The sequence below is a fragment of the Rothia sp. P6271 genome, from assembly GCF_048512995.1.
Classification (GTDB): Bacteria; Actinomycetota; Actinomycetes; order Actinomycetales; family Micrococcaceae; genus Rothia.
In genome coordinates, this window is record NZ_JBLXXV010000001.1 from 153,760 (window position 1) to 180,245 (window position 26,486).

21 protein-coding genes are annotated in these 26,486 nt (G+C 47.5%); 5 read left to right on the forward strand and 16 right to left on the reverse strand.

Features of this window, described 5'->3' with window-relative positions:
- Nucleotides 1-58: 58 nt before the first annotated feature.
- Nucleotides 59-1,681, reverse strand: a complete 1,623-nt coding sequence (locus ACN08X_RS00685) for an alpha-glucoside-specific PTS transporter subunit IIBC (protein ID WP_419107631.1) — start codon at nt 1,679-1,681, stop codon at nt 59-61.
- A 261-nt stretch (nt 1,682-1,942) separates the two neighbouring features.
- Here ACN08X_RS00685 and ACN08X_RS00690 point away from each other — a divergent pair, with 261 nt between their 5' ends.
- A complete protein-coding gene (locus ACN08X_RS00690; protein ID WP_419107632.1) occupies nt 1,943-2,779 on the forward strand; it encodes an endonuclease/exonuclease/phosphatase family protein in 837 nt (278 codons plus the stop codon).
- Nucleotides 2,780-2,837: 58 nt separating this feature from the next.
- Nucleotides 2,838-4,556, forward strand: coding sequence for an alpha-glucosidase (locus tag ACN08X_RS00695; protein WP_419107633.1), 1,719 nt, complete (start codon nt 2,838-2,840; stop codon nt 4,554-4,556).
- Nucleotides 4,557-4,763: 207 nt separating this feature from the next.
- On the opposite strand, the gene ACN08X_RS00700 is transcribed toward ACN08X_RS00695, so the two are convergent.
- The 10 genes from ACN08X_RS00700 to groES all read right to left on the reverse strand — a co-directional run bounded on the left by ACN08X_RS00700 (nt 4,764) and on the right by groES (nt 18,196).
- Nucleotides 4,764-5,390, reverse strand: coding sequence for a nitroreductase family protein (locus ACN08X_RS00700; RefSeq protein ID WP_419105596.1), 627 nt, complete (start codon nt 5,388-5,390; stop codon nt 4,764-4,766).
- Between the two features lie 125 nt (nt 5,391-5,515).
- Entirely contained in the window at nt 5,516-7,105 is a 1,590-nt protein-coding gene (gene guaA / locus ACN08X_RS00705; protein ID WP_419100814.1) for a glutamine-hydrolyzing GMP synthase, read from the reverse strand.
- 155 nt (nt 7,106-7,260) lie between these two features.
- Nucleotides 7,261-7,815 (reverse strand): DUF3817 domain-containing protein, encoded by a 555-nt coding sequence (locus ACN08X_RS00710; RefSeq protein ID WP_419100815.1) that lies wholly within the window; start codon nt 7,813-7,815, stop codon nt 7,261-7,263.
- Entirely contained in the window at nt 7,805-8,818 is a 1,014-nt protein-coding gene (locus tag ACN08X_RS00715) for an SURF1 family protein (protein WP_419107634.1), read from the reverse strand. Before ACN08X_RS00715 ends, ACN08X_RS00710 begins: the two co-directional genes overlap by 11 nt.
- Before the next feature lie 86 nt (nt 8,819-8,904).
- Nucleotides 8,905-10,023 (reverse strand): GuaB3 family IMP dehydrogenase-related protein, encoded by a 1,119-nt coding sequence (locus tag ACN08X_RS00720; protein ID WP_419100817.1) that lies wholly within the window; start codon nt 10,021-10,023, stop codon nt 8,905-8,907.
- 73 nt (nt 10,024-10,096) lie between these two features.
- Complete coding sequence (gene guaB, locus ACN08X_RS00725; protein WP_419100818.1) at nt 10,097-11,614, reverse strand: IMP dehydrogenase; 1,518 nt, start codon at nt 11,612-11,614, stop codon at nt 10,097-10,099.
- A 173-nt stretch (nt 11,615-11,787) separates the two neighbouring features.
- On the reverse strand, nt 11,788-13,851 hold the full coding sequence (locus ACN08X_RS00730) for an acyltransferase family protein (RefSeq protein ID WP_419107635.1): 2,064 nt from the start codon (nt 13,849-13,851) through the stop codon (nt 11,788-11,790).
- Between the two features lie 90 nt (nt 13,852-13,941).
- Nucleotides 13,942-16,053 carry an acyltransferase family protein gene (locus ACN08X_RS00735; protein ID WP_419107636.1) on the reverse strand — a complete coding sequence of 704 codons (2,112 nt, stop codon included), beginning with the start codon at nt 16,051-16,053 and terminating at the stop codon, nt 13,942-13,944.
- A 220-nt stretch (nt 16,054-16,273) separates the two neighbouring features.
- Nucleotides 16,274-17,866 (reverse strand): chaperonin GroEL, encoded by a 1,593-nt coding sequence (groL, locus tag ACN08X_RS00740; RefSeq protein WP_419100821.1) that lies wholly within the window; start codon nt 17,864-17,866, stop codon nt 16,274-16,276.
- A gap of 36 nt (nt 17,867-17,902) precedes the next feature.
- The gene (gene groES, locus ACN08X_RS00745; protein WP_419100822.1) at nt 17,903-18,196 is read right to left on the reverse strand and encodes a co-chaperone GroES; all 294 of its coding nucleotides are present in this window, start codon (nt 18,194-18,196) and stop codon (nt 17,903-17,905) included.
- 234 nt (nt 18,197-18,430) lie between these two features.
- Between groES and ACN08X_RS00750 the strand changes: the two genes are divergently transcribed.
- The gene (locus ACN08X_RS00750; protein WP_419107637.1) at nt 18,431-19,723 is read left to right on the forward strand and encodes a THUMP-like domain-containing protein; all 1,293 of its coding nucleotides are present in this window, start codon (nt 18,431-18,433) and stop codon (nt 19,721-19,723) included.
- A gap of 67 nt (nt 19,724-19,790) precedes the next feature.
- Nucleotides 19,791-20,954 carry a glutamate--cysteine ligase gene (locus ACN08X_RS00755; RefSeq protein ID WP_419107638.1) on the forward strand — a complete coding sequence of 388 codons (1,164 nt, stop codon included), beginning with the start codon at nt 19,791-19,793 and terminating at the stop codon, nt 20,952-20,954.
- 4 nt (nt 20,955-20,958) lie between these two features.
- Here ACN08X_RS00755 and tsaD read toward each other — a convergent pair whose 3' ends face one another.
- From tsaD to alr, 5 genes are read right to left on the reverse strand one after another with little or no spacing between them, the layout of a single operon-like run.
- The gene (gene tsaD, locus ACN08X_RS00760) at nt 20,959-22,053 is read right to left on the reverse strand and encodes a tRNA (adenosine(37)-N6)-threonylcarbamoyltransferase complex transferase subunit TsaD (RefSeq protein WP_419107639.1); all 1,095 of its coding nucleotides are present in this window, start codon (nt 22,051-22,053) and stop codon (nt 20,959-20,961) included.
- Nucleotides 22,043-22,555 (reverse strand): ribosomal protein S18-alanine N-acetyltransferase, encoded by a 513-nt coding sequence (gene rimI / locus ACN08X_RS00765; protein ID WP_419107640.1) that lies wholly within the window; start codon nt 22,553-22,555, stop codon nt 22,043-22,045. The genes tsaD and rimI overlap by 11 nt, the downstream gene beginning before the upstream one ends.
- Nucleotides 22,555-23,235 carry a tRNA (adenosine(37)-N6)-threonylcarbamoyltransferase complex dimerization subunit type 1 TsaB gene (gene tsaB, locus ACN08X_RS00770; RefSeq protein WP_419107641.1) on the reverse strand — a complete coding sequence of 227 codons (681 nt, stop codon included), beginning with the start codon at nt 23,233-23,235 and terminating at the stop codon, nt 22,555-22,557. The genes rimI and tsaB overlap by 1 nt, the downstream gene beginning before the upstream one ends.
- A 32-nt stretch (nt 23,236-23,267) precedes the next feature.
- Nucleotides 23,268-23,852: a tRNA (adenosine(37)-N6)-threonylcarbamoyltransferase complex ATPase subunit type 1 TsaE gene (gene tsaE / locus ACN08X_RS00775; RefSeq protein WP_419100828.1), complete on the reverse strand. Its 585-nt coding sequence runs from the start codon at nt 23,850-23,852 to the stop codon at nt 23,268-23,270.
- 19 nt (nt 23,853-23,871) lie between these two features.
- A complete protein-coding gene (gene alr / locus ACN08X_RS00780; protein WP_419107642.1) occupies nt 23,872-25,071 on the reverse strand; it encodes an alanine racemase in 1,200 nt (399 codons plus the stop codon).
- A gap of 202 nt (nt 25,072-25,273) precedes the next feature.
- Between alr and ACN08X_RS00785 the strand changes: the two genes are divergently transcribed.
- On the forward strand, nt 25,274-26,476 hold the full coding sequence (locus tag ACN08X_RS00785; protein ID WP_419107643.1) for a glycosyltransferase: 1,203 nt from the start codon (nt 25,274-25,276) through the stop codon (nt 26,474-26,476).
- Nucleotides 26,477-26,486: the final 10 nt, after the last annotated feature.

The following is a 26,486-nucleotide window of genomic DNA, read 5'->3' on the forward strand; positions in this document are numbered from 1 at the left end:
GCGTATTCGGTTCAGGAGCCTTCCTCATCTCAAGAGAATGTCATATGACGTGTTCTCTTTATGATGGTTCGTTCACCATGGTCTCGAAACGGTCTCGAACCTGTGGGACGTCCATCCCAACAATAATCTGTAAGGCTTTACCCTTATTGACAAGGCCAAGGGCACCAGCAGATTTGAAATCTGCTTCAGAACCTACAAGTTCTGGGTTCTCTACCGAAACGCGCAGACGCGTAGCACAGTTGTTGACGGAAGTGATGTTTGAAGCCCCGCCTAAGAGTGCTAAGAAGTCTGTTGCACGCTGAGTATAAGAATCAGTAGTAACAGCTACCGTTGATTCTTCAGCAGAAGCTTTAAGAGTTCCTTCTTTCTTCGCTTGGCGGTACTCAGCTTTAGAGTACAACTTAGCTTCTTTTCCGTCTTCTTCACGGCCAGGAGTCTTGAAATTGAATTTGATAATCAAGAAACGGAAGATGAAGAAGTACAACGCAGTGAAGCACAGACCAATCACGATTTGAGCAACATAGGTTGGCCAGTGATTTGCCCACAAGGGAACCCAGTTTTGGAAGACGAAGTCGATTAAGCCGCCGCCCATGTTGCCGGATAGTCCGAAGAAGTACATGGTTGCAGACATGGTCGCCGCAAGAATTGCGTGTACCAAGAACAGAGGAGGAGCAAGGAACAAGAAGGTAAATTCTAGAGGCTCTGTAATGCCGATCAGCATCGCGGTGAGGCAGACAGGAACCAATAGCGTCATGAGTTCTTTTCTCTTCTCTTTACGTGCTGTGACGTAGAATGCGGCAGCAATACCGATAGGAGCAAAGACTTTCGAGTTACCGTGAAGTGCAAATCCGCCACCGGGGAAAAGTTCATTCAACGGTGCAGAAGACTGGGAGTACTCGTTAAGGTGTGCTACCCAGTGCTTGATAATTCCGTCAGGAACCACTGCTGGGCCAAAAATAAAGGGGGTATAAATGAAATGGTGCAAGCCCGTAGGAATCAAAATACGCTCAAGGAAGGTGTACAGCCAAACACCAAAGACGCCGGTGCTCAGGAAGAACCCTTGCATAGAACCAATTGCATGCTGAACGGAAGGCCAGACAAGGCAGAACACTAAGGCTACCGGCATCATCAAGAAGAAGCCAAGAGCATATACCCATTGTGTTCCTTGGAAAATACCGAGGAAGTCGGGGAGCTTAGTGTCGAAATAACGGTTGTGAAGCCACACGACAATAGCAGAAATGATAATAGCGCCGAAGATACCAGTATCGAGAGTCTTAATACCGGCAATCATCTTCAAGCCAGTGCCAGCTGCACCTTGGGAAAGATCAACATCATAATCAACGTTGAAGGCAGGGCCCCAAATAGAAAGAATTGTTGCGATGAAGTAATTGAAGGTCAGGTATACCATCGCAGCTTCAAGTACTGCACGAGCATTAGCGGTCTTTGCTAATGCGATGGGCAGACCCAAGACGAAGAGTAGTTCCATCTGGTTGAAGACAGTCCATGCGCCAGACTCCCATACAGACCAGAAGTTGTACCAGCCAGTGCCTTCAGCAGCGATTGAGCCAAGAAGTTGCTCGTTCTTGCAGATAATTGCGATGCCAACGACAAGACCAGCAAAAGCAAAGAGGAGGACGGGGGCAAGCATTGCCGAGCCGAACCTCTGGATTTTCTCCATCATTAGAGAATCCCTTTCACCGTAATTGAATGTATATGTAATGGATGTGTTTGTTTTACACCACACTATATGTGTATTAGTACGCTAAAAACATACTTCTTTGAGAGAAGAAGCACTTCTGGTACGTTTTTCAGAAACTGGAAAGAAATTCCATGAGATGGAAAAAGTTCCTCTCGCTGAGTTATAAAAACTATCGCTTTTCGTCAAAAGTACTTTTAGGATTTTTCATAAGACCGTACCCAAACACACCAAAGGTTTTAGCTCTTGAAGATTTTGACGCTTAATACACATAGCTGGCTAGAGCTTCATCAACTCCACAAGATACGAGTCCTCGCAGACTTCATCTTGGCAGAAGATATCGACGTTATCGCATTACAAGAGGTCAACCAGCTCATCAAAGCACCTTTTGTTGAGACAGACCATTTATATAGCCCACTCACAGAACGCCCTATCACCTTTGATAACTTTGCGCTCTTACTGTCACAATTCCTCCAAGAAGACGGAAGAACCTATTACTGGAGCTGGGCAGAGTCCCACGAAGGATGGGGAATCTACGACGAAGGTGTAGCGCTCTTGAGCAAGCATCCTTTCATCGAATTACACACCATACACATGAGCGACCCCCAATACGACTATAAAAATGTGTACCGTCGTTGCGCGCTAACAGCACGTATCCACGTTAAAAACCAAGACCTCTGGGTATCAAGTGCACATATGAATTGGTGGGAGCGAGATGGCCAACAACTATTCCAGCATGATTTTTCGTCACTGAATCATCAGCTTCATATCTTCGCTCAGAATACACCTATCATTCTTGCTGGAGATTTTAATAATGATGCGAATGTTCAGGCAGAAGGATACGCTCAAATACTTCAAGCCGGTTGGCACGACACCTATTCCCAAGCCGCTCATGTCGATGGAAAATACACCGTTCATAAAAATATTGCAGGATGGGAAAACTCGACGGAGGCTAAACGTATTGATTTCATCCTGACCAAGGGATTGAACGCTCCAGTACTACGCCACCGAGTAGTCTTTGCCGATAACACTCCAGAAGCTATCTCTGATCATTCTGGAGTTCTCGTAGAGATAGCTCTCTAACATTCAACCTGTTCCACAGTCCCCCAACCATCACCCACTTATCCTTAAGGAGTTCTCCATGAGTTCAGCAGCACGTACTTGGTGGAAAGAAGCTGTCGTATACCAGATTTGGCCACGTTCTTTCCAAGACTCTAATCATGACGGTATCGGCGATCTTCCCGGTATTACACAACGTCTTCCATACCTTGCACAACTAGGAATTAACGTCATCTGGCTTTGCCCGATGTTTTCTTCCCCCAACGACGACATGGGGTATGACATCTCCGATTATCAGGGCATTATGGATGAATTTGGCACCATGGAAGATTTTGATACTCTCGTTGAGACCGCCCATAGCCTCGGTATTAAGATTCTCTTAGATATTGTCGTCAACCACACATCAGATGAACACGAGTGGTTTAAGCAATCTCGCTCTAGCCGAGAGAACCCCTACCGTGATTACTACTATTGGCGTGACTCTTCAGGTATTGACGAAGACGGCAACCCACTACCTCCAAACAACTGGGGCTCAGAATTTGGGGGGCGCGCTTGGGAATACGATGAACACACCGATCAATGGTATCTACACATCTTCTCCAAGAAACAGCCCGACTTGAACTGGGAGAATGAAAAGGTTCGTGAAGAAATCTACACCATGATTAACTGGTGGCTCGATAAAGGGCTCGACGGTTTCCGCCTCGACGCTATCAACATCATCTCTAAACCAGAGGGGCTACCAGATGACCCCAATATTGACTTCGATAAGCATGGTTCATCTATCCCGTTCGTGGTCAAAAACGGTACCAAAGTGCATCAGTGGATGCACGAACTTAATCTCAAAACCGCAGCGAATTATGATGTAATGACCGTCGGAGAGATGTCTCAAACCTCAGCAGAAGACGCTGTACAATTCGCTGGTTTTGATACTGAAGAGCTCAACATGATTTTCCATTTTGAGCATATGGGTGTAGATACAGACCCCGCCACCGGTATGGGTAAATGGTCTATCAAACCCTACGACCTCGTTGACCTTAAAGAAGTTCTTAATATGTGGCAGACCACATTACAAGGACGAGCTTGGGGATCATTGTACTGGAATAACCATGACCAGCCTCGACTGATTTCTCGCTTCGGTGATGATTCACCACAATGGCGTGTGCTCTCAGGCAAAATGTTAGCGACAACTCTTCACGGTATGCAGGGCACCCCCTATATCTACCAGGGGGAAGAGTTCGGTATGACAAACGTCCAATTTGAAGAGATTAACGACTATCGAGATCTCGATTCGTTGAATCTCTACGAAGATATGGTCGTAGAACGTGGCAACCTTAGCCACGACGAGTGTATGGAACTCATCTACGCTAAAGGACGAGATAACGCGAGAACCCCCGTGCAATGGGATGCAAGCGATAACGCAGGCTTTAGCGCCGTAGAACCATGGATTAAACTTAACCCTAATTACCGCGAGATTAACGCTGCTAGCGCGCTCGAAGATCAATGCTCTTTGTTCTACCACTATCAAAAGCTCATTCAGTTGCGCCGCGGTGAGCTCAAAGACCTTCTTGTGTATGCAGATTTTGTTCCTCTTGATGTTGAGGACGCTCAGGTTTATGCCTATGAGCGTCATGCACAAGATGGTTCTAAGCTGCTTGTTATCTCGAATTTTACCGATCAACAGCTCACTCGTGAATATGGGCTACTAGATCAAGGCGAATTAGTGCTTTCGAATTATGAGGACGATATGCGTCAAACATTACGTCCTTATGAGTCGAAGATGTATCGCGTGAATGCCTTATAGCGGAAAATTTTAAAACGAATATTTGGGTTATATTAACGCACTCACTATGGAACGCATTTTTATCTTCCTGTAGTGCAATACTAAACCCGTTAAAAATATCGTGGGGTGAAGAATTTTCTTCACACCACGATATTTTATGAAGCAGTGGTTATCTTTCTCTGAGGTCAAAGAAGCTGTTAATAGTGATGTCTTGGGCGAAGAAAGTCTCTAGTGAAAACGTGTAATTTCTTCTGCTTTTAGTCTCATACTTGGATGAGCCTCATATGCGGCTTTTCCGATTGCTACGATGAGTACGGGAACGTACTGTTCTTTATCCATACCTAAGGCTTCTGCAATTAAGTCATCTTCAAAACCACCGATAGGGTTTGTATCGTAGCCGTGAGCTCGCGCCACAAGCATCAGTTGCATTGCCGCCAAGCTAGAGTCTATTTTGACGATATCGTTCATGACCTGTTGTGGTGCATTTTCGTATCTGGGCATAAACAATTCCATCAGCTGATTTTTCACTGACTCAGGCATAAGTTGTTGTTCTACGGCGCGAGAATAAATGTCTTCAGCTTTTTCATAGCATTTCATATCACCGAAAATGACGATCATCGCTGAGGATGTATCGTTTTGTCGGGTGTTAAATCTTATTAGTGGACGTAAAAGGTCTTTACCTTCTTGGCTTTCGACAATAACGAATCGCCAAGGTTGAAGGTTAACTGAGGATGGAGCTTTTACTGCTTCATCGATCATTTCGAGCATTTCTTCACGAGGTATTTTCACGTTTTCGTCAAATACTTTAATAGATTTTCTATTAAAAATAATGTCTTTAAAGTCGTTGTTCTTCATCTGTTCTTTCTCTTCTTGAGCCCGTCGTAGCGTTTATTTTAATTGCGCTACATCATCTTGTAGTTAAAACAAGATGTCCCTCAAACCTCATAGTGTCAGGGGTTTAAGGGACATCTTTTAGGTATTTATTCCCATTCAATAGTTCCTGGAGGCTTTGAGGTAACGTCCAGAACGACACGGTTCACTTCAGAGACTTCGTTGGTGATACGGTTCGAGATTTTCGCTAATACGTCATACGGTAGACGGGACCAGTCAGCGGTCATAGCATCTTCGGAGGATACGGGGCGTAGCACGATGGGGTGACCATAGGTACGGCCGTCACCTTGCACGCCGACAGAACGAACATCGGCAAGCAGCACAACCGGGCACTGCCAGATTTCATCGTCAAGGCCAGCATTTGTTAGCTCTTCACGAGCAATAGCGTCTGCCGCACGTAGAATCTCTAAATTCTCGTATGTTACTTCACCAACAACACGGATACCTAAACCGGGGCCGGGGAAGGGTTGACGAGCCACAATCTTTTCGGGAACACCCAGCTCACGGCCGATAGCACGAACCTCATCTTTGAAGAGGGTACGTAAAGGTTCGACCAGTTCAAAGGTCATGTCTTCAGGTAAACCGCCTACGTTATGGTGAGACTTAATATTTGCGGTGCCTTCTCCCCCACCTGATTCAACGACATCGGGGTAAAGAGTTCCCTGTACCAAGAATTTAATATCGCTACCGTCGTCTTGTGCTTGTTCAATCAGTTGACGCTGTGCAGCTTCAAAAGAACGAATGAACTCACGACCGATGGCTTTACGCTTCGTTTCAGGGTCGCTGACACCAGCAAGAGCGTTGAGGAAGCGTTCAGATTCATCGATAGTGATGACCTTAATACCCATGGTGCTAGCATAGTCATTTTCGACTTGTTCGCGTTCACCCTGTCGTAAGAGTCCATGATCAATAAAGAAACAAGTCAGTTGGTCGCCTACCGCTTTATGGACAAGCGCCGCAGCCACGGATGAATCAACGCCACCGGATAAAGCGCAAATAACGCGATCTTTACCAACCTGCTCACGAATCTTCGCTACTTGCTCTTCGATGATGTTGCCGGTAGACCAAGTCTTTTTTAGTCCTGCAATGTTGAAGAGGAAGTTCTCAAGCGCAACCTGACCATAATCAGAGTGTTTTACTTCGGGGTGCCATTGGACACCGCCGAGTTTACGGTCTTCATCCACCATCGCCGCCACAGAAGCGCCAGGTGTCTGCGCAAGTACGGTAAAGCCCTCAGGTGCTTGTGATACAGAGTCTCCGTGGGACATCCAGACGTTTTGAGTTGTGGGAGTTCCGGTGAGGAAGGAGGAGTTTTCAGCACAGACAGATGCATCAGTTGCACCGTATTCGCGAAGACCGGTCTGAGCAACAGTGCCGCCAAGGGTCTGTGCCATCACCTGGAAGCCATAGCAAATACCGAAAATGGGAACACCCGATTCGAAGAGTGCGATATCGCCCTTAGGAGCGCCTTCTGCATACACCGAAGAAGGACCGCCAGAAAGAACAAGAGCAGCTGGGTTCTTAGCTAGAATCTGCTCGGTTGGCATAGTATGCGGAACAATTTCGGAATAAACACCGGCTTCACGAACACGACGAGCAATAAGCTGCGCGTACTGAGCACCGTAGTCAACCACCAAAACTGGACGCTGTTCTAGCTCCGTATGAGATGTGTTGGTCACGAGTCACCTTAACAGTTGATATGGGGAACTTTTTCACCGAGAAGGCAGAAAAAGCGAAGAATATATCTTCATTCTAAAACACAATGCTCAGATACCGGCAATAATCTATCCGGACAAGAGCAAAGGGAATATTTATCACTACCGGTATTGAAGTGTTAGTAGCGTTTTGTGGCTTGCGGATTTGCCCGCAGTAACGCTAAAGTCTCACGGTGAATACGGCTCTCCACAATAAATGATAGGAAAGGAACGACACCGCCTAATGCCATCACAATAAGCTGTGGTAGTGCCCAACGCATCAAAAGCCATAGGCGGAAACAGGAGAAAAGATATACGACATAGAACCATCCGTGGATAATCAGAATCCATGTTGAGATGTTAATTCCTCCCACCAAGTTATCTGTTTCAAGGTTCAATAAGCCCAGAGGGACACTCTGACCGGTATGTGCGTCTTGAGCGCCCATCACAAGGTCAAAACGGAAAACATAACGAGTAATCATCTCGAGAACCAGTAAAAGCAGGAACGTACCAGAAATCCATGCGCACCATTTATAAAAGTTCAGGGAAGAGCGAATTTGTGCTTCTGTTCCTCCGAATTTTTTGCGAATAGTAAAACCGCCCTTACCGTCAGCAGTACCTTGACCGGTAAGCACCACTTTTTTACCGTCTTGACGTTCTTGAGGTTTCTGCTGTGGCGAATCATTATGATGCATGTTTATTCGTTCTTTCTTCTGTTATCTGTTGCTGCGAAATATCATCAAAAAAGTAATATTGTTCTGCGCCTGGGTCCCAGTAATAGTATCGTCCAGAGTCTTCATCCAACCAATACTGCCCCTCATATTCAAAATATTCAGCAGGGTCTTGAGCTTTTTCATAAGAGTCTTTAAGCATCCGCCACCAGAGGAAGAACGCAAAACCAGCAAAAACAAGCCACTCCAACGCATAAAAAATGTTTAACCAGTTCACGTCTTCATGGGTAACTTGAGAAGCTCTCACACCATGGACGTCTTGATTCTGACCCAAAATTGTAGCTGAAGGTAGTAGCCTTCCGTCAGCGTCAAGAGGAAGAGGGTTCCCCTGCGGTATCTCTGCGTCGGCTGTGATAATCGCACCGTAGAGAGGTCTATCCCATAGGTTTGTCAGTTGAGCGCTAGCTGCGCTACCAATAATACGGTGTGAAGCTATCTGCTCAGCAGAGTATTTTTGTGCAACATCTCGAGAATAGTAAGGAGCGTCGTTAGATACGATACGACCAATAACGGTTAACGTACCCTGAGGTTCTACGTCAAGAACGTCATTGGCGCTCCACGCTCTCGCAATAGCAATAGCTCGAGACTCAGAATCTGTTGAATGCGTTTTCTCGGGGATAAAAGCGCTCACTATCCAGAACCCTTGACGTCCTTCATTCAGTTTATCGGCGACAAGGTAAGAAGAGTCAGGAACATAGTGTCCAGTCACTTGCACCATATGGTCAGAATTCTCAATCGTTAAAGGCTCATGTGCTGAAAGAAATTTTTCCCAAGGCTGCACGATTTCTTTAGTAGGATCAGCAGTGCGTTGGCCCCAAGTTGCAGAGGAAAGCTGCCAGTGGCTGAGCATCACAAAACCCGTACTCAAGGCAATCACCAGAAGTAAACTGGCAATCCATCGAGGAGTAAAAGCTAATTTCAACACGATATCTACCCTATAACGTTTGATATCAAAAAGCTCTGACACCACCGTCACTATCGGTGATATCAGAGCTTTCTTTAAGACTGACCATGCCTTTACTGAGGTAACCCTTTGGCTCAGGGGCTCATTGGTTAATCAGCTAAGACTAATTCGCTTCGTTGGAAAGATTTCACATCGGTAAAACCGCATGTTGCCATGGCCCGTCGCAAAGCACCAACAATGTTAGATGTTCCATCAACGTGGTGGGAAGGACCATACAAGACTTCTTCGAGAGTACCAACCGTACCGAGGTTTGTGCGAATACCTCGAGGGAAGTTCACTGAATGAGCCTCATTGCCCCAGTAGAGTCCGCGGCCAGGTGCTTCACTTGCGCGTGCGAGAGGTGCACCAATCATCGCAGCATCTGCGCCAAGAGCAAGAGCTTTAACGAGGTCCCCTGAACGTCCAAGTTCTCCATCAGCAATGACGTGTACGTACCGTCCGCCAGATTCATCAAGGTAACGAGAACGTGCAGCTGCCACATCAGCAATAGCTGTTGCCATAGATGCTTGAATGCCTAGACCACGTCGAGTGGTCATCGATGAGCCTCCACCAAACCCAACAAGAACACCTGCCGCACCTGTTCTCATCAGGTGCAACGCTGGAGTATACCCAGCTACACCACCAACAATCACCGGAACGTCAAGTTCGTAAATAAACTTTTTAAGGTCGAGAGGTTCACGGTTTTCTGAAACGTGTTCAGCAGAAACAGTAGTCCCGCGAATCACAAAAATATCGACCCCAGCGTTAACAACAGTTTCGTAGAACTCTTGAGTATGTTGAGGAGTCAAAGAGCCTGCAACGATAACACCAGAATCACGAATTTCTGAAAGGCGTTTAGTAATCAGCTCAGCTTTAATAGGCTCAGCATAGATTTCTTGCATGCGGCGAGTAGCAGCAACAGGATCGTTAAGCTCTAAAGAAGTAATCTCATCCAAATAAGGTTGAGGGTTCTCATAGCGAGTCCACAATCCTTCAAGGTTTAAAACGCCTAATCCGCCCAAACGTCCAAGTGCGATGGCGGTTTGTGGAGACATCACCGAATCCATCGGTGCACCAATGAGAGGCGTCTCAAAGGTAAAAGCGTCAATACGCCATGAAGTACTCACGTCTTCAGGGTCGCGAGTACGACGAGAAGGTACTAGAGCAACATCGTCGAGCTTATAGGTGCGACGAGCCCGTTTTGATAAACCAATTTCGATATCGGACATGGTTCGTTCCTTTCGTTAGAGGCAATACCCCAGCAAGCGCATAACGCTTATGGGGTATACCACGCCGAATGATTTAGCGACGGTAGTTTGGTGCTTCGACCGTCATCATAATGTCATGAGGGTGAGACTCTTTGAGTCCTGCGGGGGTTATACGCACAAACTTACCCTCATATTTCAATTCTTCAATGGTGCGAGCACCAACATAGAACATTGTCTGACGTAGACCGCCTTCAAGCTGATGCAAAACAGAGCCGACACGACCGCGGAAAGGAACACGTCCTTCAATACCTTCAGGGATAAGTTTCTCTTCAGAAGAAACATCCGCTTGGAAATAACGGTCTTTCGAGTAAGACTTGTGGCGTCCACGAGAAACCATTGCGCCTAAGGACCCCATACCTCGGTATGCTTTGAATTGTTTGCCATCAACAAAAATTAGGTCGCCAGGAGATTCTGCGGTGCCGGCAAGCATCGACCCCATCATCACAGAATCAGCACCAGCAACAAGGGCTTTACCGATTTCACCGGAATGTTGCATACCGCCGTCAGCAATCAAAGGAACGCCTGCCGGAATAGCAGCCTTAGCAGCTTCGTTAATGGCTGTTACCTGCGGGACACCTACACCAGCGATAATGCGAGTAGTGCAAATAGAACCAGGACCAACACCAACTTTAACGCCGTCTGCTCCAGCGTCAATAATGGCTTGTGCACCAGCGCGGGTTGCTGCCTGTCCGCCGATGATATCGACGTGGTCGGCAGCAGAATCTTTTTTAAGACGGGCAATCATATCGAGTACGCCTTGTGAGTGTCCGTTAGCGGTATCGATAAAGAGTGCATCAACGCCAGCTTCTACTAAGGTCATAGCTCGTTCGTAGCCGTCACCAAAGAATCCAACAGCCGCACCAACGCGAAGACGGCCTTCGTCGTCTTTGGTGGCGCGAGGGTACTGTTCTGTTTTGATAAAGTCTTTGACTGTGATCAAACCGGTCAATTTTCCGTTTTGATCAACAAGAGGCAGCTTTTCAATCTTGTTAGAAGCTAATAGGTTGTAGGCTTCTTCTTTGGACATCCCCTCATAGCCGGTGATTAGTGGCATAGGGGACATAATCTCGCGAACAGTGCGCTGTGAGTATTCAGCTTCGGGTAAATAACGGATATCACGGTTGGTGATGATACCGACCAAAATACCGTTTTCGTCGACGACGGGAAGTCCAGAAACTCGGAAGTGTCCGCATACGGCATCAAATTCTTCGATAGTTGCTTCCGGCCCGATGGTTGCGGGATTAGTAATCATTCCAGACTCGCTACGTTTAACGCGGTCTACGTGAGTAGCTTGGTCCTCAATGGAAAGATTACGGTGTAGTACGCCCAGTCCACCCAGACGAGCCATTGCAATAGCCATATCCGATTCAGTGACGGTGTCCATCGCAGCAGAAATAATAGGAGTGTTCAGGGTGATACGCTTCGATAATTTTGTGGAGGTATCAGCATCTGCAGGATTGACGTCGGTATTACCTGGTAGCAGAAGAACGTCGTCGTAGGTGAGGCCGGTGAAGCCAAAAGGATCTTCAGACAATGCGGTGGGCGTAGCCATGAACGAATCGGACCTTTCGGTTGTGGGAGTTATTCTCTGATAAGAAAGAGAAAAAGAGGTTATCCAATTGTTAATAGTAAACCCCAGAGGGTGTGAACCCTAATAGTTCCACGATAAAAAGGGTATACGTCTCACCGATTCAATATTTTCTGTACCTGATGAGCTTACCGAGTTTATGTATCTGAATATTCTGGTACCGAAGATTCATCAACCGTATCGGTGTGTTCAGTACCTTCAAGCGTTTCAAGCATCCGTTGAATGAAGAAATTTTCTGCAGAGACGACGAATGTTTGTGTTAGATGTGAATCATCACGATATACGTACACGTTACCGACAGCAGAAGGGCACTCTGCGTTGGGGCAAATCAGGTCTGTCATATCGACAGTGCCGAAGTTAGGGTATCGTGCTGCGTATTCTTCTAAGGGGTTAGATTGTTGAGCAAGTTCTGAGTCGAAGGTGCAGAGCTGATGGGTTCGTGTCTCACAATCTGCATGAGTTGATTCAAAACGAGGGTTATCCCGAAGAGCAACAATCTCAATACCTTCGTGCTCAAGATGTTCAATAAACTCTTCTAGCCCGTCAGGGACGTACTCCCCTGAGCCTTCGTACACGGAGATTGTTCCAATGGTGATGACGAGGTCAGGTTTTTGCTCATCGATATAGCGTTGTGAGTTCTCAATCCAGCGTTGGCATCCTTGATTTGTTGTATTACGGGCAGGGTCGAGTAGGTAGCAGTCGTTAAATTGTAGGAATTGAAGATCCCAATTTTCTTGTGTTGCTAGTGAGATAAGCGGATCGCCCCACTGATCCATATGAGAGTTTCCAACAGCGATGACTCGGCGTGTGGGCTCTTCAGAAGTTGTCAGCTGATGACAGTTCCATTTTTCAAAATGGTATGTTTCTAGAAGGCTCGGCGCACAAGAGGTGTTATAGAGGGGACGGTCGTCGAAACGGTCAGCAGAGCTAGGGCGAATACCAGCATTTTCTTCACCTTCGTAAATAAAACCTGCTTCAAGGGCAAGGGCACCAGGGTTATCGACTATAGGTTGAGCGTTCAGGCGTTGTTCTGCACGTTCTAAAACAACGTTCCATAATGTTGTACTTACGAGGACAACGGTCATACAGCATCCAACAATCAGGACAGAAAAACGTGCATTGCCGTCGAAACGCTGAGCACATGTTAAGAATTTTTTATTCGCCTGAGTAAGAATCCAAGCGCATCCCAACGATACTGCAAAGAGTATGATTCCAGCGCTGGTACTGGCCTTTTCTTGGTCGACGGTGTAGAGGTAAAACACAAGAAGAGGCCAGTGGATGAGATAAAGCCCATAAGAATATGTCGCAAGCCATAGTAAAGGTTTGAGGGAGAGTAAACGCTCCACACCCCATCGGCTTGCACTATCTCCGCTAACCAGTACACCAGCGGCTGCTAAAGTGGGCCACAAGGCATAATACCCAGGGAAATTACCTTCAACATCTAGGATAAGGCCACATAATACTATTGCGAGAAGGCCCATCCAACCCACCATTATTTTGATGACTGAAGGGAAGCGAAGATACGGCAGCCCGATAGCAACCAAAGAACCTAAGGCAAATTCCCAAAGGCGAGTGTACGTAGAAAAATATGCAAGCTGTTGGTCAAGATGTGTGTAATAGACCGAGTACGTCAATGAAGCAAGAAAAACAGCACCAAAAAGAGTTGCTAGAATACCGCGAGCGAACCGTCGCCCTATCATACGGTAAATGACCCAGCTCAGAGCAAAGAGTAAGGGCCATAGAAGAAATATTTGCCCTTGAACTGATAGCGACCAGAAATGGCGTAACGGTGAAGCCTGTGAAGAATCAGCAGCATAATAATCCACCAAGTTGTTGATGGACCACCAGTTTTCATAATAAAAAACGACTGAAACGGCTTCATCCATAATCCCTTGCCACCGTGGCGCAGGCAGAAAAAACCGTGTCCCAATCAGCACTAGTAGAACAGTTGCCGTAGCCAAAGGCATAATACGTTTAAAAGTACGTGCCCAGTAGTCTTTGAGGGCTTTAAAACCGATTGGCTGACCTGTTTCTAGTTTCCGAGTGAATGAAAGCGTCATCAAAAAAGCGGAGATGAGGAGGAAAACGTCCACCCCTCCCGAAACTCGTCCGAGCCAAAAATGGTAGGCAACGACCAAGGTCACAGCAAAAGCGCGTAACCCTTGAATCTCCGGTCTAAATCGACGTTCTTTTGGTGCCACAGGTAAGTAATTTTCTCTTCGTGATAACCGACAACATGGTAGGAGTGAGGTTCACCCCGTGATTAGTGTTTAACGCGATAAATATGTAGTTTAGGTACGTCCGAGGCTAAACCCTTGTTCTTGTAGCTGTTGGTTGAGTTCTTGATCCAAAGTAGAACCGTACGCACGAGAAATATGGTTATCGTCCATGTACACATAGACGTTGCCAAAAATAGGAGAACAAAAACCATAGGGGCAATATTGTTCCGAAAAATCAAGACCATAAACCAAGGGATTGCGGTCTACGAGTTCTTGGGCAGGATTAATATCTGCAAGCTTTTGTTCCCGCTTTTCTCCACAAAACGTAGGATCTTCTGGATGAGTCTGAGCGCAATCATAAATATTATCAGCCCATCGAGGATTATCACGTAACGCAAAAACCTGTATCCCTGCTCGAGTGTATGCTTCAATTTCTTCTTCGATACCGGGCACGAGAATCTCCGAGTGATGCGCGTCTGTCTGTGTTACGAGCAAAGCGACGGCCTCAGGGTGAACATCAAGTACGAGCTGACGAATATTAGCGTTGTATTCTTCGCATTCTTCGTTAGGGTTCGGTTCTGCTTCCAAAGGATAACGACACGCGCCAAGATGTAAATCCATAAGGTTTATTTGGTGCTCTTGAGCCCACGGTCTATAGAACGCAATAGATTGTCCAGCATGCGAAGACCCAATAACCATCACTAAAGGACTATCTGCCTTAGAGGAGTTCTGTTCAAGTCCGCAGAGTGAGCTGATGACTCCCCTGTCTCCTCCAATAAGACCGCCACAACCGTTCGGGTCGATACCATCGTATTGTTTTTCGGGGTCGGTAGTAGGAATAGGCGGATACTTGTAATGAGTAGAAGCCTCATTGTAGGCATGCGCCCCAGGAAAGTCGGGGCTTCCAGCAGCTCCGGCAAGAGCTTCGAGCTGATTGTTACGATGGTGAACCCACGCTTTAGCGCCCACGAGAGGAACACCAACAAGCATGAAGCAGCTCAGAATAATAGCTATTGGGCGAGTAGTAGCATCGGAGAGAAGTTTTTTCATTCCACGATGAGGTTTCGGTACCGCATGTTTTTTAACGGTGGGAGTACGTCGTAGAGGTTCTTCAATTCCATAGTGAATGATGGTGGAAATGACTATCGAGCTAATGATGAGCAAAGAACCGACCAAAAAATTGGGGTGGTCCACGCGAGCGCGAGTTGAGTAGATAATGTAGACCGGCCAGTGTACGAGGTACAGAGCGTAGGAAATTTCACCGAGTTTTAGTAGTGGTGTGGAGCTGAGAATTCGGTCTACACCCCATGGGGAGTTTGTTTGTCCGGCAAGGATGACGAGGGCGCCACAAGTAACGGGCCAGAGTGCAAGGTATCCGGGGAAGGCTTCTTGTACTGGCAGGATGAGCCCGCAGAGGATGAGTCCGGCAACGCCAACCCATCCCATGGGGATGCGAAGCCATTGTGGAGGTTTCCAGTAGAAGGTCACTATGGCAAGGAGCGTTCCGGTAGCAAATTCCCAGGCTCGGGTGCGGGTATCAAAATATGCGAAGCCTTGGTTTGTTGCAGTTTCATAGATAGAAAATGCGAGAGAGATTCCCCAGACGGTACCGAATACTAGGAGGGCTGTTCCGATGAGGTTGAGGCGGAAGCGGCGGACGAGTAATGCGACGCAGAAGAAGAGGATTGGCCAGAGGATAAAAATCTGTCCTTGCATGGACAGCGACCAGAAGTGTTGTAGAGGTGTTTTGGTGGCTGCGTCTTGGGCGTAATAGTCTACTGAATTATATGCTAAACGCCAGTTGAGAAAGTAAAAAAGTGCAGCTATACCATCGTGGATGATGCCCATGATTCGTGATGGGGACAGGAAGAACCATGCGGCGATTACTGTTCCTGCGATGACGGTGGCAGCAGCCGGCAGTAAGCGTTGAAAAACGTGTAACCAGTATTTGATGAGGGCCAGCGGTCTTCCCTCATTGATTTTACGTAAGGTTGAGAGGGAGAGGAGGAAGGCGGAGATGAAGAGGAAGACGTCGACGCCTCCAGAAACTTTGCCGAACCAGATGTGGTAGGTGACAACGAGGAAGAGAGCTAATGCGCGTAGGCCTTGAATTTCGGGGCGAAAACCTTGGGTTTTAAGCCACCGCCTATTCAACGGGTATTTGGTGTGTGTTTGCGCAACCATGAAAGAGTTCTCTTTCTGTGTGTATATCTGATTGACGAGAGTGCTGACCTTTGAACGTTACCGGAACTGGAGTCGATTGTCTGCCTAAATAGTATTTTTTCGAAGCCTACTGTGAGCAAACACAAGTTCTTTTTGAGGCCAGAAGAGCCTGTTTTAGTCCCTATACGGGAGGCTAAAACAAGCTCTTCTGTACCGTTAGAGGTTCTGAGAAGAAAATATTTTATTTCTCTTCTTCGTCCTCTGTTTCTGGTTTCTCGACGACGAGGGTTTCGGTTGTCAGTACCAATGCGGCAATGGATGAAGCGTTCTCTAGTGCTGAGCGTGTTACTTTGACGGGGTCAATAACACCAGCAGCGATGAGGTCTTCATAGTCGCCGGTACGTGCGTTAAAGCCAGAGCCAACAGGTAGTTGAGCTACTTTGCTGGTGACAACGTATCCATCTTCGCCTGCGTTTTGAGCAATCCAGCGTAGAGGTTGGACGAGTGCTTTCTTGACGATTTCAACACCGGTTTGAGCGTCTTTTGACTCAAGTGTCATACCTTCAAGTGCTGCTAACGCATGCACGAGAGCTGTTCCTCCGCCTGCGACGATGCCTTCTTCAAGGGCTGCACGGGTTGAGGACACTGCGTCTTCAATACGGTGTTTACGTTCTTTTGCTTCGACCTCGGTTGCTGCACCAACTTTGATGACGCCAACGCCACCGGCAAGTTTTGCTAGGCGTTCTTTGAGCTTTTCACGGTCCCATTCGGAGTCGACTCGCTCAATTTCTGCGCGGAGTTGGCTGACTCGTTCAGCGACGTCTGCAGAGGTTCCGGCACCTTCAACGATGGTGGTGTTGTTTTTAGTGACGGTGATACGTCGTGCTGAGCCAAGCTGGTCAAGGGTAACTGAGTCAAGGGAGATACCGAGTTCTCCGGTGATCACAGTGCCGCCGGTAAGAATTGCAAGATCTTGCATAATTGCTTTGCGGCGGTCTCCGAAGCCAGGAGCTTTGACGGCAACGACGTTGAGGTTTCCTCGAAGCTTATTGACGACGAGGGTGCTAAGAGCTTCTCCGTCTACGTCTTCTGCGATGATGGTCAGTGGCTTTTTTGCCTGAACAATTTTTTCTAGCAGTGGCATAATCTCAGCGACTGTTGAGATTTTGCCTTGGTAGAGCAGGATTAAGCTATCTTCGAGGACTGCTTCTGCACGATCAGAGTCGGTGACGAATGATGGTGAGAGGTAGCCTTTGTCGAATTGCATACCTTCGGTAATTTCCAGTTCAATTTCTGTGGTTGAACCGTCTTCGATGGTGATGACGCCGTCTTGTCCGACTTTGTCGAAAGCTTGGGCGAGAAGTTCACCAATTTCTGGGGACTGTGCTGAGATAGCCGCTACGTGTGCGACTTCTTCGCCTTGAACGTCTCTGGCATTTTCGAGTAGCCGTTGGGAGACAGCGCGAACGGCGGTTTCAATGCCTCGTTTGACTTCTCCTGGTGCGGCACCAGAGGTGACGTTACGCAGACCTTCAGAAACAAGCGCTTGAGCGAGTACGGTTGCAGTAGTTGTACCGTCACCTGCTACATCGTTTGTTTTGGTGGCGACTTCTTTGGCGAGTTGAGCGCCAAGGTTTTCGTATGGGTCTTCTAGTTCAATTTCACGAGCGATAGATACACCGTCATTAGTAATGATAGGTGCGCCCCACTGCTTGTCAAGGACGACGTTGCGCCCGCGAGGGCCCAACGTCACTTTGACAGCGTTTGCGAGTTTATCCACACCAGCTTGCAGACTCTTACGAGCTGCATCATTGAATTCAAGCTGTTTTGCCATGAATTCTTAGCTCCTTTGTATTGTGTGCGGAAAAGATTATTTGTTGACGATAGCCAATACGTCGCGTGCGGAGAGAATGAGGTAGTCTGCTCCGCCGAAGGATACTTCGGTTCCGCCGTATTTGGAGAAGATGACGATATCGCCTTCTGCTACGTCTACGGGGATGCGGTTGCCTTTTTCGTCGGTACGTCCTGGACCAACTGCGATAACTTTTGCTTCCTGTGGCTTCTCTTTAGCGGTATCAGGGATAACAAGTCCGGATGCGGTGGTCTGTTCTGCTTCGAGAATCTGGACGACTACGCGGTCTTCGAGTGGTTTGATGGAGGACATTTTTGCTCCTTGATGTTCTTTTAACATTTCTGATGTTTGAGCTAAATGGTGCTTTTGAGAAAGTGTCGTCGTCGCGGTGCCGATACTTCTTCAAGAATAATTAGCACTGTCAGCTCTTAAGTGCTAACACAAACTTTAGAGCCGTACCCTAGAGAAGGTCAAGAAAACCCGCCAGTTTCGCACACAGCGCATCTATAATATGAGTTCTAGCCCAATATAAGGACACTGACGACTATGAGCACCTCTGTACATCCGGCACCAGCAGTTGAAGAAACTCAAGAAGAGTTAGAAGCAATTGCCCAATTCGTCCCTTACCATACGAGTCAAGCTCTCAATTATGCAACACAATTACGGGCACAAGGTTTCAGTGCAGAAAGTGTTCGCAGGATTTTAGCTCAAGCAAAAAATAGAACGAAAGCTTCCGAAAAATTTGGGGATAGAGCTCATCACATGCTTCTCAGCGAAGCTGGATATGAGCAGGCTACGCGCCAAGCTGTCGCGATGGTACATGCACAACGTTTTGTACAAGCGAAAGTTCATTCTGTTGCAGATTTGGGGTGTGGTATTGGTGCTGACGCACTCTGTTTCGCTCAAGCAGGGTTAGCCGTTACTGCCGTAGACATCGACGAGCAAACAGCTAGTTACGCCCAATATAATCTTGCTGATTTTCCAACAGCACAGGTTTTGTGCGCAGATGTGCAACAACTCGAGCTAAAGGCACTTCCTCATATATTTGGTCGCCCTATTGATGCGTTATGGCTTGATCCGGCACGAAGAACAGTTCAACAGGGTAAAACACAATCACGGACTTTTGACGCAGAAGATTTTTCTCCACCTCTATCATTCATCCGAGAATTAGCACAAACAGGAATCGCCATGGGCGTCAAAATGGGGCCAGCTATCCCCCACGATCAAATACCTGAAGAATGTGAAGCACAGTGGATTAGCCATCATGGGTCTGTTGTTGAAGTCGTGCTGTGGTTTAACGCGTTAGCACGACCTCACGTTAAAAGAAGCGCGCTCGTCCTTGATAGTGACCCTTTTGAGCCGTCAGTTGTCACTGAGGTTTCTAGCCCTTACCATGAATCTCACAGCCAGCAACAAGCATCTGAACCGCTGTATGAGGTCAAAGAATATATTTATGAGCCAGACGGTGCTTTAATTCGTGCGCATCTTCTCAGCGAAATTATTCGTACCACCGACGCAGAACTTATTGACGAACATATTGCGTATCTGACAAGTTCACATCCTCTGCAGATACGAGGCGTTAAAGGATACCGTGTAGAACAGATACTCCCGATTAACGACAAACATCTCAAACGCTGGGTACGTGAAAATAGCATCACGACACTCACCATTAAAAAACGGGGAGTAGATATTTCTCCTGAACAGCTACGTATCAAACTCCTTGGAGCCCAAAAAAATACCAAAAAATCGGGGAAAGGGCACCATGGAACACTCATTTTAACGCGTATTGGAGAAGGTAAAACTTCTCGACGATTAGCGTTGGCTGTCTCACCTTTATGACGTCATAAGTACGTAATCCGTCTTTTCTGACCTACCATGGAAAAACACCATCACAGGTAGGAGAACGATGATTCCCTTCGCGCCGTCCGCACCATCCACATTAGGGGTAGAGTGGGAGCTTGCCCTTGTCGACGCTCAAACACAAGAGCTATGCTCTCGAGCGCAAGAAGTGCTAGCACTAGTACAGCAAAAAAACCCCGAATTATTGGACAGTGCTCAGGGCCCTCACCTCACGGGAGAGTTCCTCGATAATACGCTAGAACTTGTCACCGGAGTTTGCACAACCGTGGCAGAAGCCATAGAACAGTTACGTCAAGGAGCATTGGCTCTTCAACAGATAACTGACGAGTTAGGGATAGAGTTCTTCTCTGCCGGAACACACCCATTCTCACGTAGTCTTGACCAGCCAGTAGCTTCCAAAGAACGCTATCTCAAGATGCTAGACCGTACCCAATATTGGGGGCGACAGATGGTTATTTATGGTGTTCATGTACATGTTGGCGTCAATTCTCGAGACAAAGCATTACCTATTATCGACGGGCTCACCACCTATTACCCTCATCTACTTGCCTTATCAGCTTCTTCCCCTTTTTGGGAAGGAGTAGATACTGGTTATGCCAGCCAAAGAGCTTTAATGTTTCAGCAGCTTCCAACAGCAGGACTCCCTTTCCACTTCGAGAGTTGGGAAGATTATGAAGATTACCTACAAGATATGCTCCATACAGGGGTCATCGATGATCCGAGCGAAAACCGTTGGGATATTCGCCCAGTACCACATTATGGCACCGTGGAGATGCGTATTTGCGATGGGTTGTCTTCGCTCAAAGATATTGCTGCTATCGCAGCGTTAACCCAATGTCTTGTTGAATCTTTCTCACGAAAGCTTGATAAGGGAGAAAGAATAGAAGCCCTCAAGCCTTGGCATGTTCAAGAGAACAAATGGCGTGCGGCACGCTATGGTTTGGACGCTATTATTATTCAAAATAATCGCAATGATGAACGCCATATACAAGAAGACCTACAAGAGCTCATCGATAGGCTCTACCCTATTGCGCACGATTTAGGGTGCACTGAAGAACTAAAGCATCTTGAGACGATTATAAGTTCTGGAGGAAATAGTGCCAGACAACGTCATGTTGCTCAGTCTTCAGGGGGTAATTTACGTGCAGTAGTCAAAGATTTAGTAGCTCAACGAATACGGGATTCTGCATCGGGTGGCATTCAAGCATAGATTCTTACACTGAAATGATCTGCACAGGTAAGGAGGAGTCTGTCTCGAACTCTAGAGGAGAAGGTTTTATCCCCTCCGCAACGAGACGTGCCCCTAATGCCGCTACCATCGCCCCGTTATCAGTGCATAAAGACAGTTCAGGAACGATTAGTTCTACCGAATGTTCGGCGCAACGTTGAGCAAGAAGTTCTCGTAGCTGTGAGTTTGCAGCAACTCCACCGCCTAAGAGCAATGTTTCTAGCCCTTGTTCAGTACATGCTAATAAAGCTTTGTGGGTGATGACGTCTACTACTGATTCTTGGAAAGAAGCAGCAATGTCGGCAACAGGGACGCTTTCTTCGCGTGCTTGATATCCTTCAATAACTCGCGCAACGGCTGTTTTGAGACCGGAGAAAGAAAAATCGTAACGGTGGGGTCCAGGCGCCTCGGCTGTCCCCATAAATTTTCGAGCAGAAAGTCCACGTGGGAATCGGAAAGCCTGAGGATTGCCAGAACGACTAGCTTGGTCAATAGCGGGACCGCCAGGATAGTTAAGACCTAAAAGTCTGGCTACTTTATCGTAGGCTTCCCCCGCCGCGTCATCGAGGGTAGCGCCGAGAAGACGAACATTCGAGGTGATGTTGTGTACAGCAAGAATTTCGGTGTGCCCGCCAGAGACAAGGAGCGCTCCAAGACCGCGTTCACAGAGCTGTTCGAGCTGGAGTGTGCCGGTTGGTTGGTCAAGCAGTCCGACACCAACATGAGCGACGAGGTGGTTAATACCGTATAGGGGTTTACCGATAGCAGCAGCTAACGCTTTAGCGGCACAGACCCCCACGATAAGAGCCCCAGCAAGACCTGGCCCTGCAGTAACAGCAATAGCGTCTATTTCGTCTAAACCCACTTGAGCTTCGTCAAGAGCTTGCTGTATTGCTGGAATCATTGCTTCGAGGTGGGCGCGAGAGGCAATTTCTGGAATGACTCCCCCGAAGCGGACATGTTCTTCCATGGATGAAGAAACCGTATTGCTCAGGAGAGTTGTTCCTCGTACAATACCAATTCCTGTTTCGTCACAGGATGATTCAATTCCTAGTACAAGAGGTTCTATGCTATTGGTCATGATGCTTTTCTTCTTGGAGAGGTTCGACGGCTTCGAGGTCTTTCATCATTATCAGAGCGTCTACGCCATCGTTATAGTATCGTTCGCGACGGTGTACGGGTAAATACCCTTGAGCTACATATAAGTTTTGAGCAGCAGGATTGTCGGCTCGTACTTCTAACATGACACGTTGTGCCCCCCGAGCGCAGGCTTGTTCATGCAAGGTTTCTAAAAGCCAGGCGCCGTAACCGCAACGTCTTTTGGACGGACAAATAGCTAAGGTCTGGATGTCAGCAGTATCAGCTACGGTCATAACTCCGGCATACCCAATAATTTTGTGGTCTTGTTCTAACACGATGTAGTAACGAGTCGGATGTTGTACTTCTGCTAAGAACATTTCTATCGGCCAAGCATCTACGGGGAAGAGTTCGCACTCTAACCGATGTATTTGTTCGATATCAACAAGTTCTAATTCTCTTAGTACCACAGCTGAGCCATCTGAGGCGGTTCTCGTCTGGTTCATTAGGCGGTTCCTAACGCCACCATAGACTGAGGAACTTTTGCATCAGATTCACGTAAATAGAGTGCACTCGTTTCTGTTTCTAGACGCTGTTCTCCCAGACGCCATGCAGCTTGTAGTAAGTCAATAGCGTCGGGCTGAGATTGAGTAAACTCAGGAACAGCGTTAAGAAGGTTAGAGTATAGTCCGGCACCAGCACCGTAGACTGGCAGATTTTTAAGGTTTTGAGCAGACCCCACCGTTGGTTCACCGCATAGCTGATACCCGCAAGCGGTCAGTTCAAATTCTGCTGAATAGACTTCTCTACGTCGGGCATCAGTAGCGACGAAAAAGCGATGATATTGGTGTTTTTGGGCATGTTCATATGCTGATTCTGCGATAGCGTACAGGCTCATGAGACCGTAGCACCGAATATGGTGAGCGAAGCTGAGTACTCGAGCTGTCATGATTCCAGCACGTAACCCCGTAAAAGGTCCCGGTCCTCTGCCGACGAGCACAGCATCAAGGTTTTCAGCTTTGACGTGAGCTTGTTCTAAGGTTTGGTGCACATATGGAGCCATGACTTCAGCATGTGAACGAGTATCTGAGGTTTTACGCTGGGCTAAGAGCTTGACCCCATCGGCAGTCCATTGGCCGAGGGCGACAGATGCGGTAGCGGATGAATCTAAAGCAAGTACAAACACGTTATCTAGTCTAGCGGTTTCCTTGGCAAAGATTATTGTTGAGCGTTCAAGACAGCCGAGAGTGCTTGCATTATAGCGTTCCAGTTCGTGCTGTCCCACCGAGGCCCGTATCCACGAATCATCATAGTACGTGGCTCTGAGCTGTGTTCATCGGCGTCATCGTCGCTAGAGGTCTGTTGGAACGGGATTTCTCCGTCTCCTCCGGTTGCCCGAATGATGTCTATTTCTAGGCGAGAATCACTGAGGTGTTCGACTTTATGTTCTCCCCACTCAACAACCGTCACCGAACGTTCTAGAGAATATTCGAGGTCAAGGTCATCAATTTCTTCGGCACTGCTCAGACGGTAAGCATCTACGTGGACGAGGTCAGGCCCACCTGGGCGAATACCGTCAGGAAGGTTAGGATGCACTCGAGAAAGGACAAAGGTCGGAGAAATGATTCCGTCACGTACGCCGAGCCCCTGCCCAAGGCAACGTGTAAAAGTCGTTTTTCCGGCTCCTAATTCGCCGTTGAGTAAGATGAGGTCTGCTGGTTGTAGTAGTGGTGCTAAGGCTTCTGCAATCTTTTGGGTGTCTTCTATAGAAGACAGTTCGAAAGTTACGGTCTGGTTCATCATATTCTTTGTTCTGTGTTTTTTAGGGACGGTAGACTCGTGGAACTCGAGCAGAAATACGAGTGACAATCTCATAGTTGATAGTCTGAGCAGCGTCAGCCCAAGCTTCTACAGGCGGGTTTTCACCATCTCCGAAGATGACAACGCGAGCGCCTAAGTATCCGTGCTTATCCTCTGATAATCCGGCTTGGCCAAGATCTATCACCATCTGGTCCATGGCAATTCTTCCAACGACAGTATGGTTTTGTGCTGGATAGCCTTCTCGGTAGATACGCACTGGTGCGTTCTGTGCGATACGAGGAATACCGTCTGCGTATCCCATGGGGATGAGTGCCAATGTTGTCGGTTGTGAGGTGCGGTAGTTGAGCCCGTAAGAGACTCCTTGTCCGGCGGGGACTTCTTTGACTGCACTAATGTATGTTTGCAGTGTCATTGCTGGTTGCAAACCCAGTTCTTGTGAGGTTTTACCCTCAATAGGACTCAGCCCGTAAAGTCCAAGACCGACTCGCACGGTGTTACCGAGTAGTTCTTGTTCGTAGAGTCCTTCTCCTGCGCATAAGGTTCCGGGTGTATTGGCCAAGTGGATGTATTTGGGGTGTAGTCCTAGTGTTTGGGCTTGTTGTATGGCGGCAGAGAAGTTTGTTAGTTGTTGTTGTGTTTCAGTGATACGTTGAGGTTCATCTGCTACAGCGAGGTGTGAGAAGATACCGCAGACGTTGATAAGACCTTGGTCTTGATATTTTTTGGCGCGGACGAAGAATGTTTCCCATTGGTCGGGGGTGCATCCGTTACGCCCTAAACCGGTATCTATTTTGAGGTGGACGTGAGCAGTTTTATTCAGTTGTTCTGCAGCTTGTGCAATGTACTCGAGGTCCCACCCAGAGCTGCCTAGTTGGACGTTATGTGCTATGGCAGCTTTGAAAGGTGTACGGGGTGTGTGGAGCCATGCAATCAGGGGCGCTTCAATCCCAGCTTCTCGGAGTTTGAGAGCTTCGCTAACGTGTACCACTCCAAGAATGTCAGCGCCAGATTCTAACACTGTTTTTGCTACGGGGACTGCGCCGTGTCCGTAGGCGTCTGCTTTGATAATGGCGATTAGTGTTCGGTTTCCAATATTTTTTCGGATGGTTTGAACGTTGTGTCCGATAGCGTGGGTATTGATGATGGCTAGACGTTCGAGGTCGTTTTCATCTGGGTGATATTTTGAGGGTGTTTGTTGCATGGTTGGACTCCTGAGGTTTGTGGTTTTTAGTATCTCATGTTCCTCTGTTGGTGGTGTAGTGCATCCCATTCGTGACGTATCTTAAGGATAAATAGGTGCGTCTGTGTTTATTGTGCAATACAGTAAAAAGGTGCAGCACGATACTACAAAGTTTTTTTCTCAGCTTAGTTTTTCTAACTCTTCTAGGATGCATCTTCATATTATGTCGATGCATACTTCTCCGTTAGATCAGCCTGGCACCGCGGATGCTGGTGGAATGAATGTGTATATTCTTCGTTCTCTTCAGGCGTTGTTGAAGCTGCATCCGGACTTGTCGGTGGAGGTTTTTACGTTAGATACTTCTTCTTCTCCTTCAGAGTCAGTGCAGGTATCTGAATTTTTACCTCGGACACTTATACATAACGTTCGTGTGGATTCTGCTGTAGGCGCAGCAAAAGAACAGCTTCCATTAATCGTCGATGATTTTGCAATGGCTGTATCTCGTTCAGCGGTAAAAAAACCTGATGTGGTGCATTCTCATTATTGGCTCTCAGGTATGTGTGTTCTTTCTTTGCGAGAGATTGCATGGAAGGATTATTCTGTGCCGTGGGTACACACCATGCACACAACCGCCGCCGCTAAGGATGCTCGTTCTGGGCAGGGTGAAGATCGTGAGCCTCAGGCGCGGTACGAGGGTGAGCAGAAGATATGTCGAGAAGTTACATCTTTGGTGGTTAACACTGTTGATGAAGCTCAGCAGATGGTGCGTTGGTATGGGGTGCAGAAAGAGAAGGTTGTCGTCATCCCTCCGGGTGTTGATACTCATGTTTTTCATGACGTAGTACCATCTCGCCGTGCTCATGAGGGTTCTTCTTCTCAATGTTTTCTGGTCTTTGCAGGACGTCCTCAACCGTTAAAGGGTGTGCATATTTTGGTGGAGGCGCTTGCTCTTTTACCTCCTGATATATCTATAAGGTGTGCTTTTATCGGGCAGGGTAGCCCTGAGTATCATCGACAGCTTGTCTCTCGTGCCCAAGAGCTAGGTGTGGATGAGTGTATTGATTTTTATCCTTCATTTCCTCCAGAAAAGTTGGCGGAGTTTTTCCGTCAGGCGGATATTGTAGCGGTTCCTTCCTCTTCTGAGACTTTCGGTTTGGTGGCGTTAGAGGCTCAAGCCTGTGGTGCTGCGGTTTTAGCAAGTGATGTTGATGGTCTCAGAAGCGCTGTTGCAGATGGTGTTAGTGGAGTGTTGGTTGCTTCGCGCACTCCTGAGGCGTGGGCGTTTGCTTTAGAGCGGATGGTTCGTTCGCCACAACGTAGGCGTTTATTGGGGCACAATGGTGTTCAACGTGCGAGGGTGAAAACATGGGAGCATAGTGCAGAAGATATGCTTAGCTTGTATAGAACTCTTATGAGTTTGGCGTAGAAAAGTTTCT

Excerpts from the sequence above, each read along its gene's own strand:
- ACN08X_RS00685 (WP_419107631.1), bottom strand. The coding sequence starts at position 1,681 with ATGATGGAGAAAATCCAGAGGTTCGGCTCGGCAATGCTTGCCCCCGTC.
- ACN08X_RS00695 (WP_419107633.1), top strand. The coding sequence starts at position 2,838 with ATGAGTTCAGCAGCACGTACTTGGTGGAAAGAAGCTGTCGTATACCAG.
- ACN08X_RS00700 (WP_419105596.1), bottom strand. The coding sequence starts at position 5,390 with ATGAAGAACAACGACTTTAAAGACATTATTTTTAATAGAAAATCTATT.
- ACN08X_RS00710 (WP_419100815.1), bottom strand. The coding sequence starts at position 7,815 with ATGCATCATAATGATTCGCCACAGCAGAAACCTCAAGAACGTCAAGAC.
- ACN08X_RS00720 (WP_419100817.1), bottom strand. The coding sequence starts at position 10,023 with ATGTCCGATATCGAAATTGGTTTATCAAAACGGGCTCGTCGCACCTAT.
- guaB (WP_419100818.1), bottom strand. The coding sequence starts at position 11,614 with ATGGCTACGCCCACCGCATTGTCTGAAGATCCTTTTGGCTTCACCGGC.
- ACN08X_RS00735 (WP_419107636.1), bottom strand. The coding sequence starts at position 16,053 with ATGGTTGCGCAAACACACACCAAATACCCGTTGAATAGGCGGTGGCTT.
- groL (WP_419100821.1), bottom strand. The coding sequence starts at position 17,866 with ATGGCAAAACAGCTTGAATTCAATGATGCAGCTCGTAAGAGTCTGCAA.
- groES (WP_419100822.1), bottom strand. The coding sequence starts at position 18,196 with ATGTCCTCCATCAAACCACTCGAAGACCGCGTAGTCGTCCAGATTCTC.
- ACN08X_RS00750 (WP_419107637.1), top strand. The coding sequence starts at position 18,431 with ATGAGCACCTCTGTACATCCGGCACCAGCAGTTGAAGAAACTCAAGAA.
- ACN08X_RS00755 (WP_419107638.1), top strand. The coding sequence starts at position 19,791 with ATGATTCCCTTCGCGCCGTCCGCACCATCCACATTAGGGGTAGAGTGG.
- tsaD (WP_419107639.1), bottom strand. The coding sequence starts at position 22,053 with ATGACCAATAGCATAGAACCTCTTGTACTAGGAATTGAATCATCCTGT.
- rimI (WP_419107640.1), bottom strand. The coding sequence starts at position 22,555 with ATGAACCAGACGAGAACCGCCTCAGATGGCTCAGCTGTGGTACTAAGA.
- tsaE (WP_419100828.1), bottom strand. The coding sequence starts at position 23,852 with ATGATGAACCAGACCGTAACTTTCGAACTGTCTTCTATAGAAGACACC.
- alr (WP_419107642.1), bottom strand. The coding sequence starts at position 25,071 with ATGCAACAAACACCCTCAAAATATCACCCAGATGAAAACGACCTCGAA.
- ACN08X_RS00785 (WP_419107643.1), top strand. The coding sequence starts at position 25,274 with ATGTCGATGCATACTTCTCCGTTAGATCAGCCTGGCACCGCGGATGCT.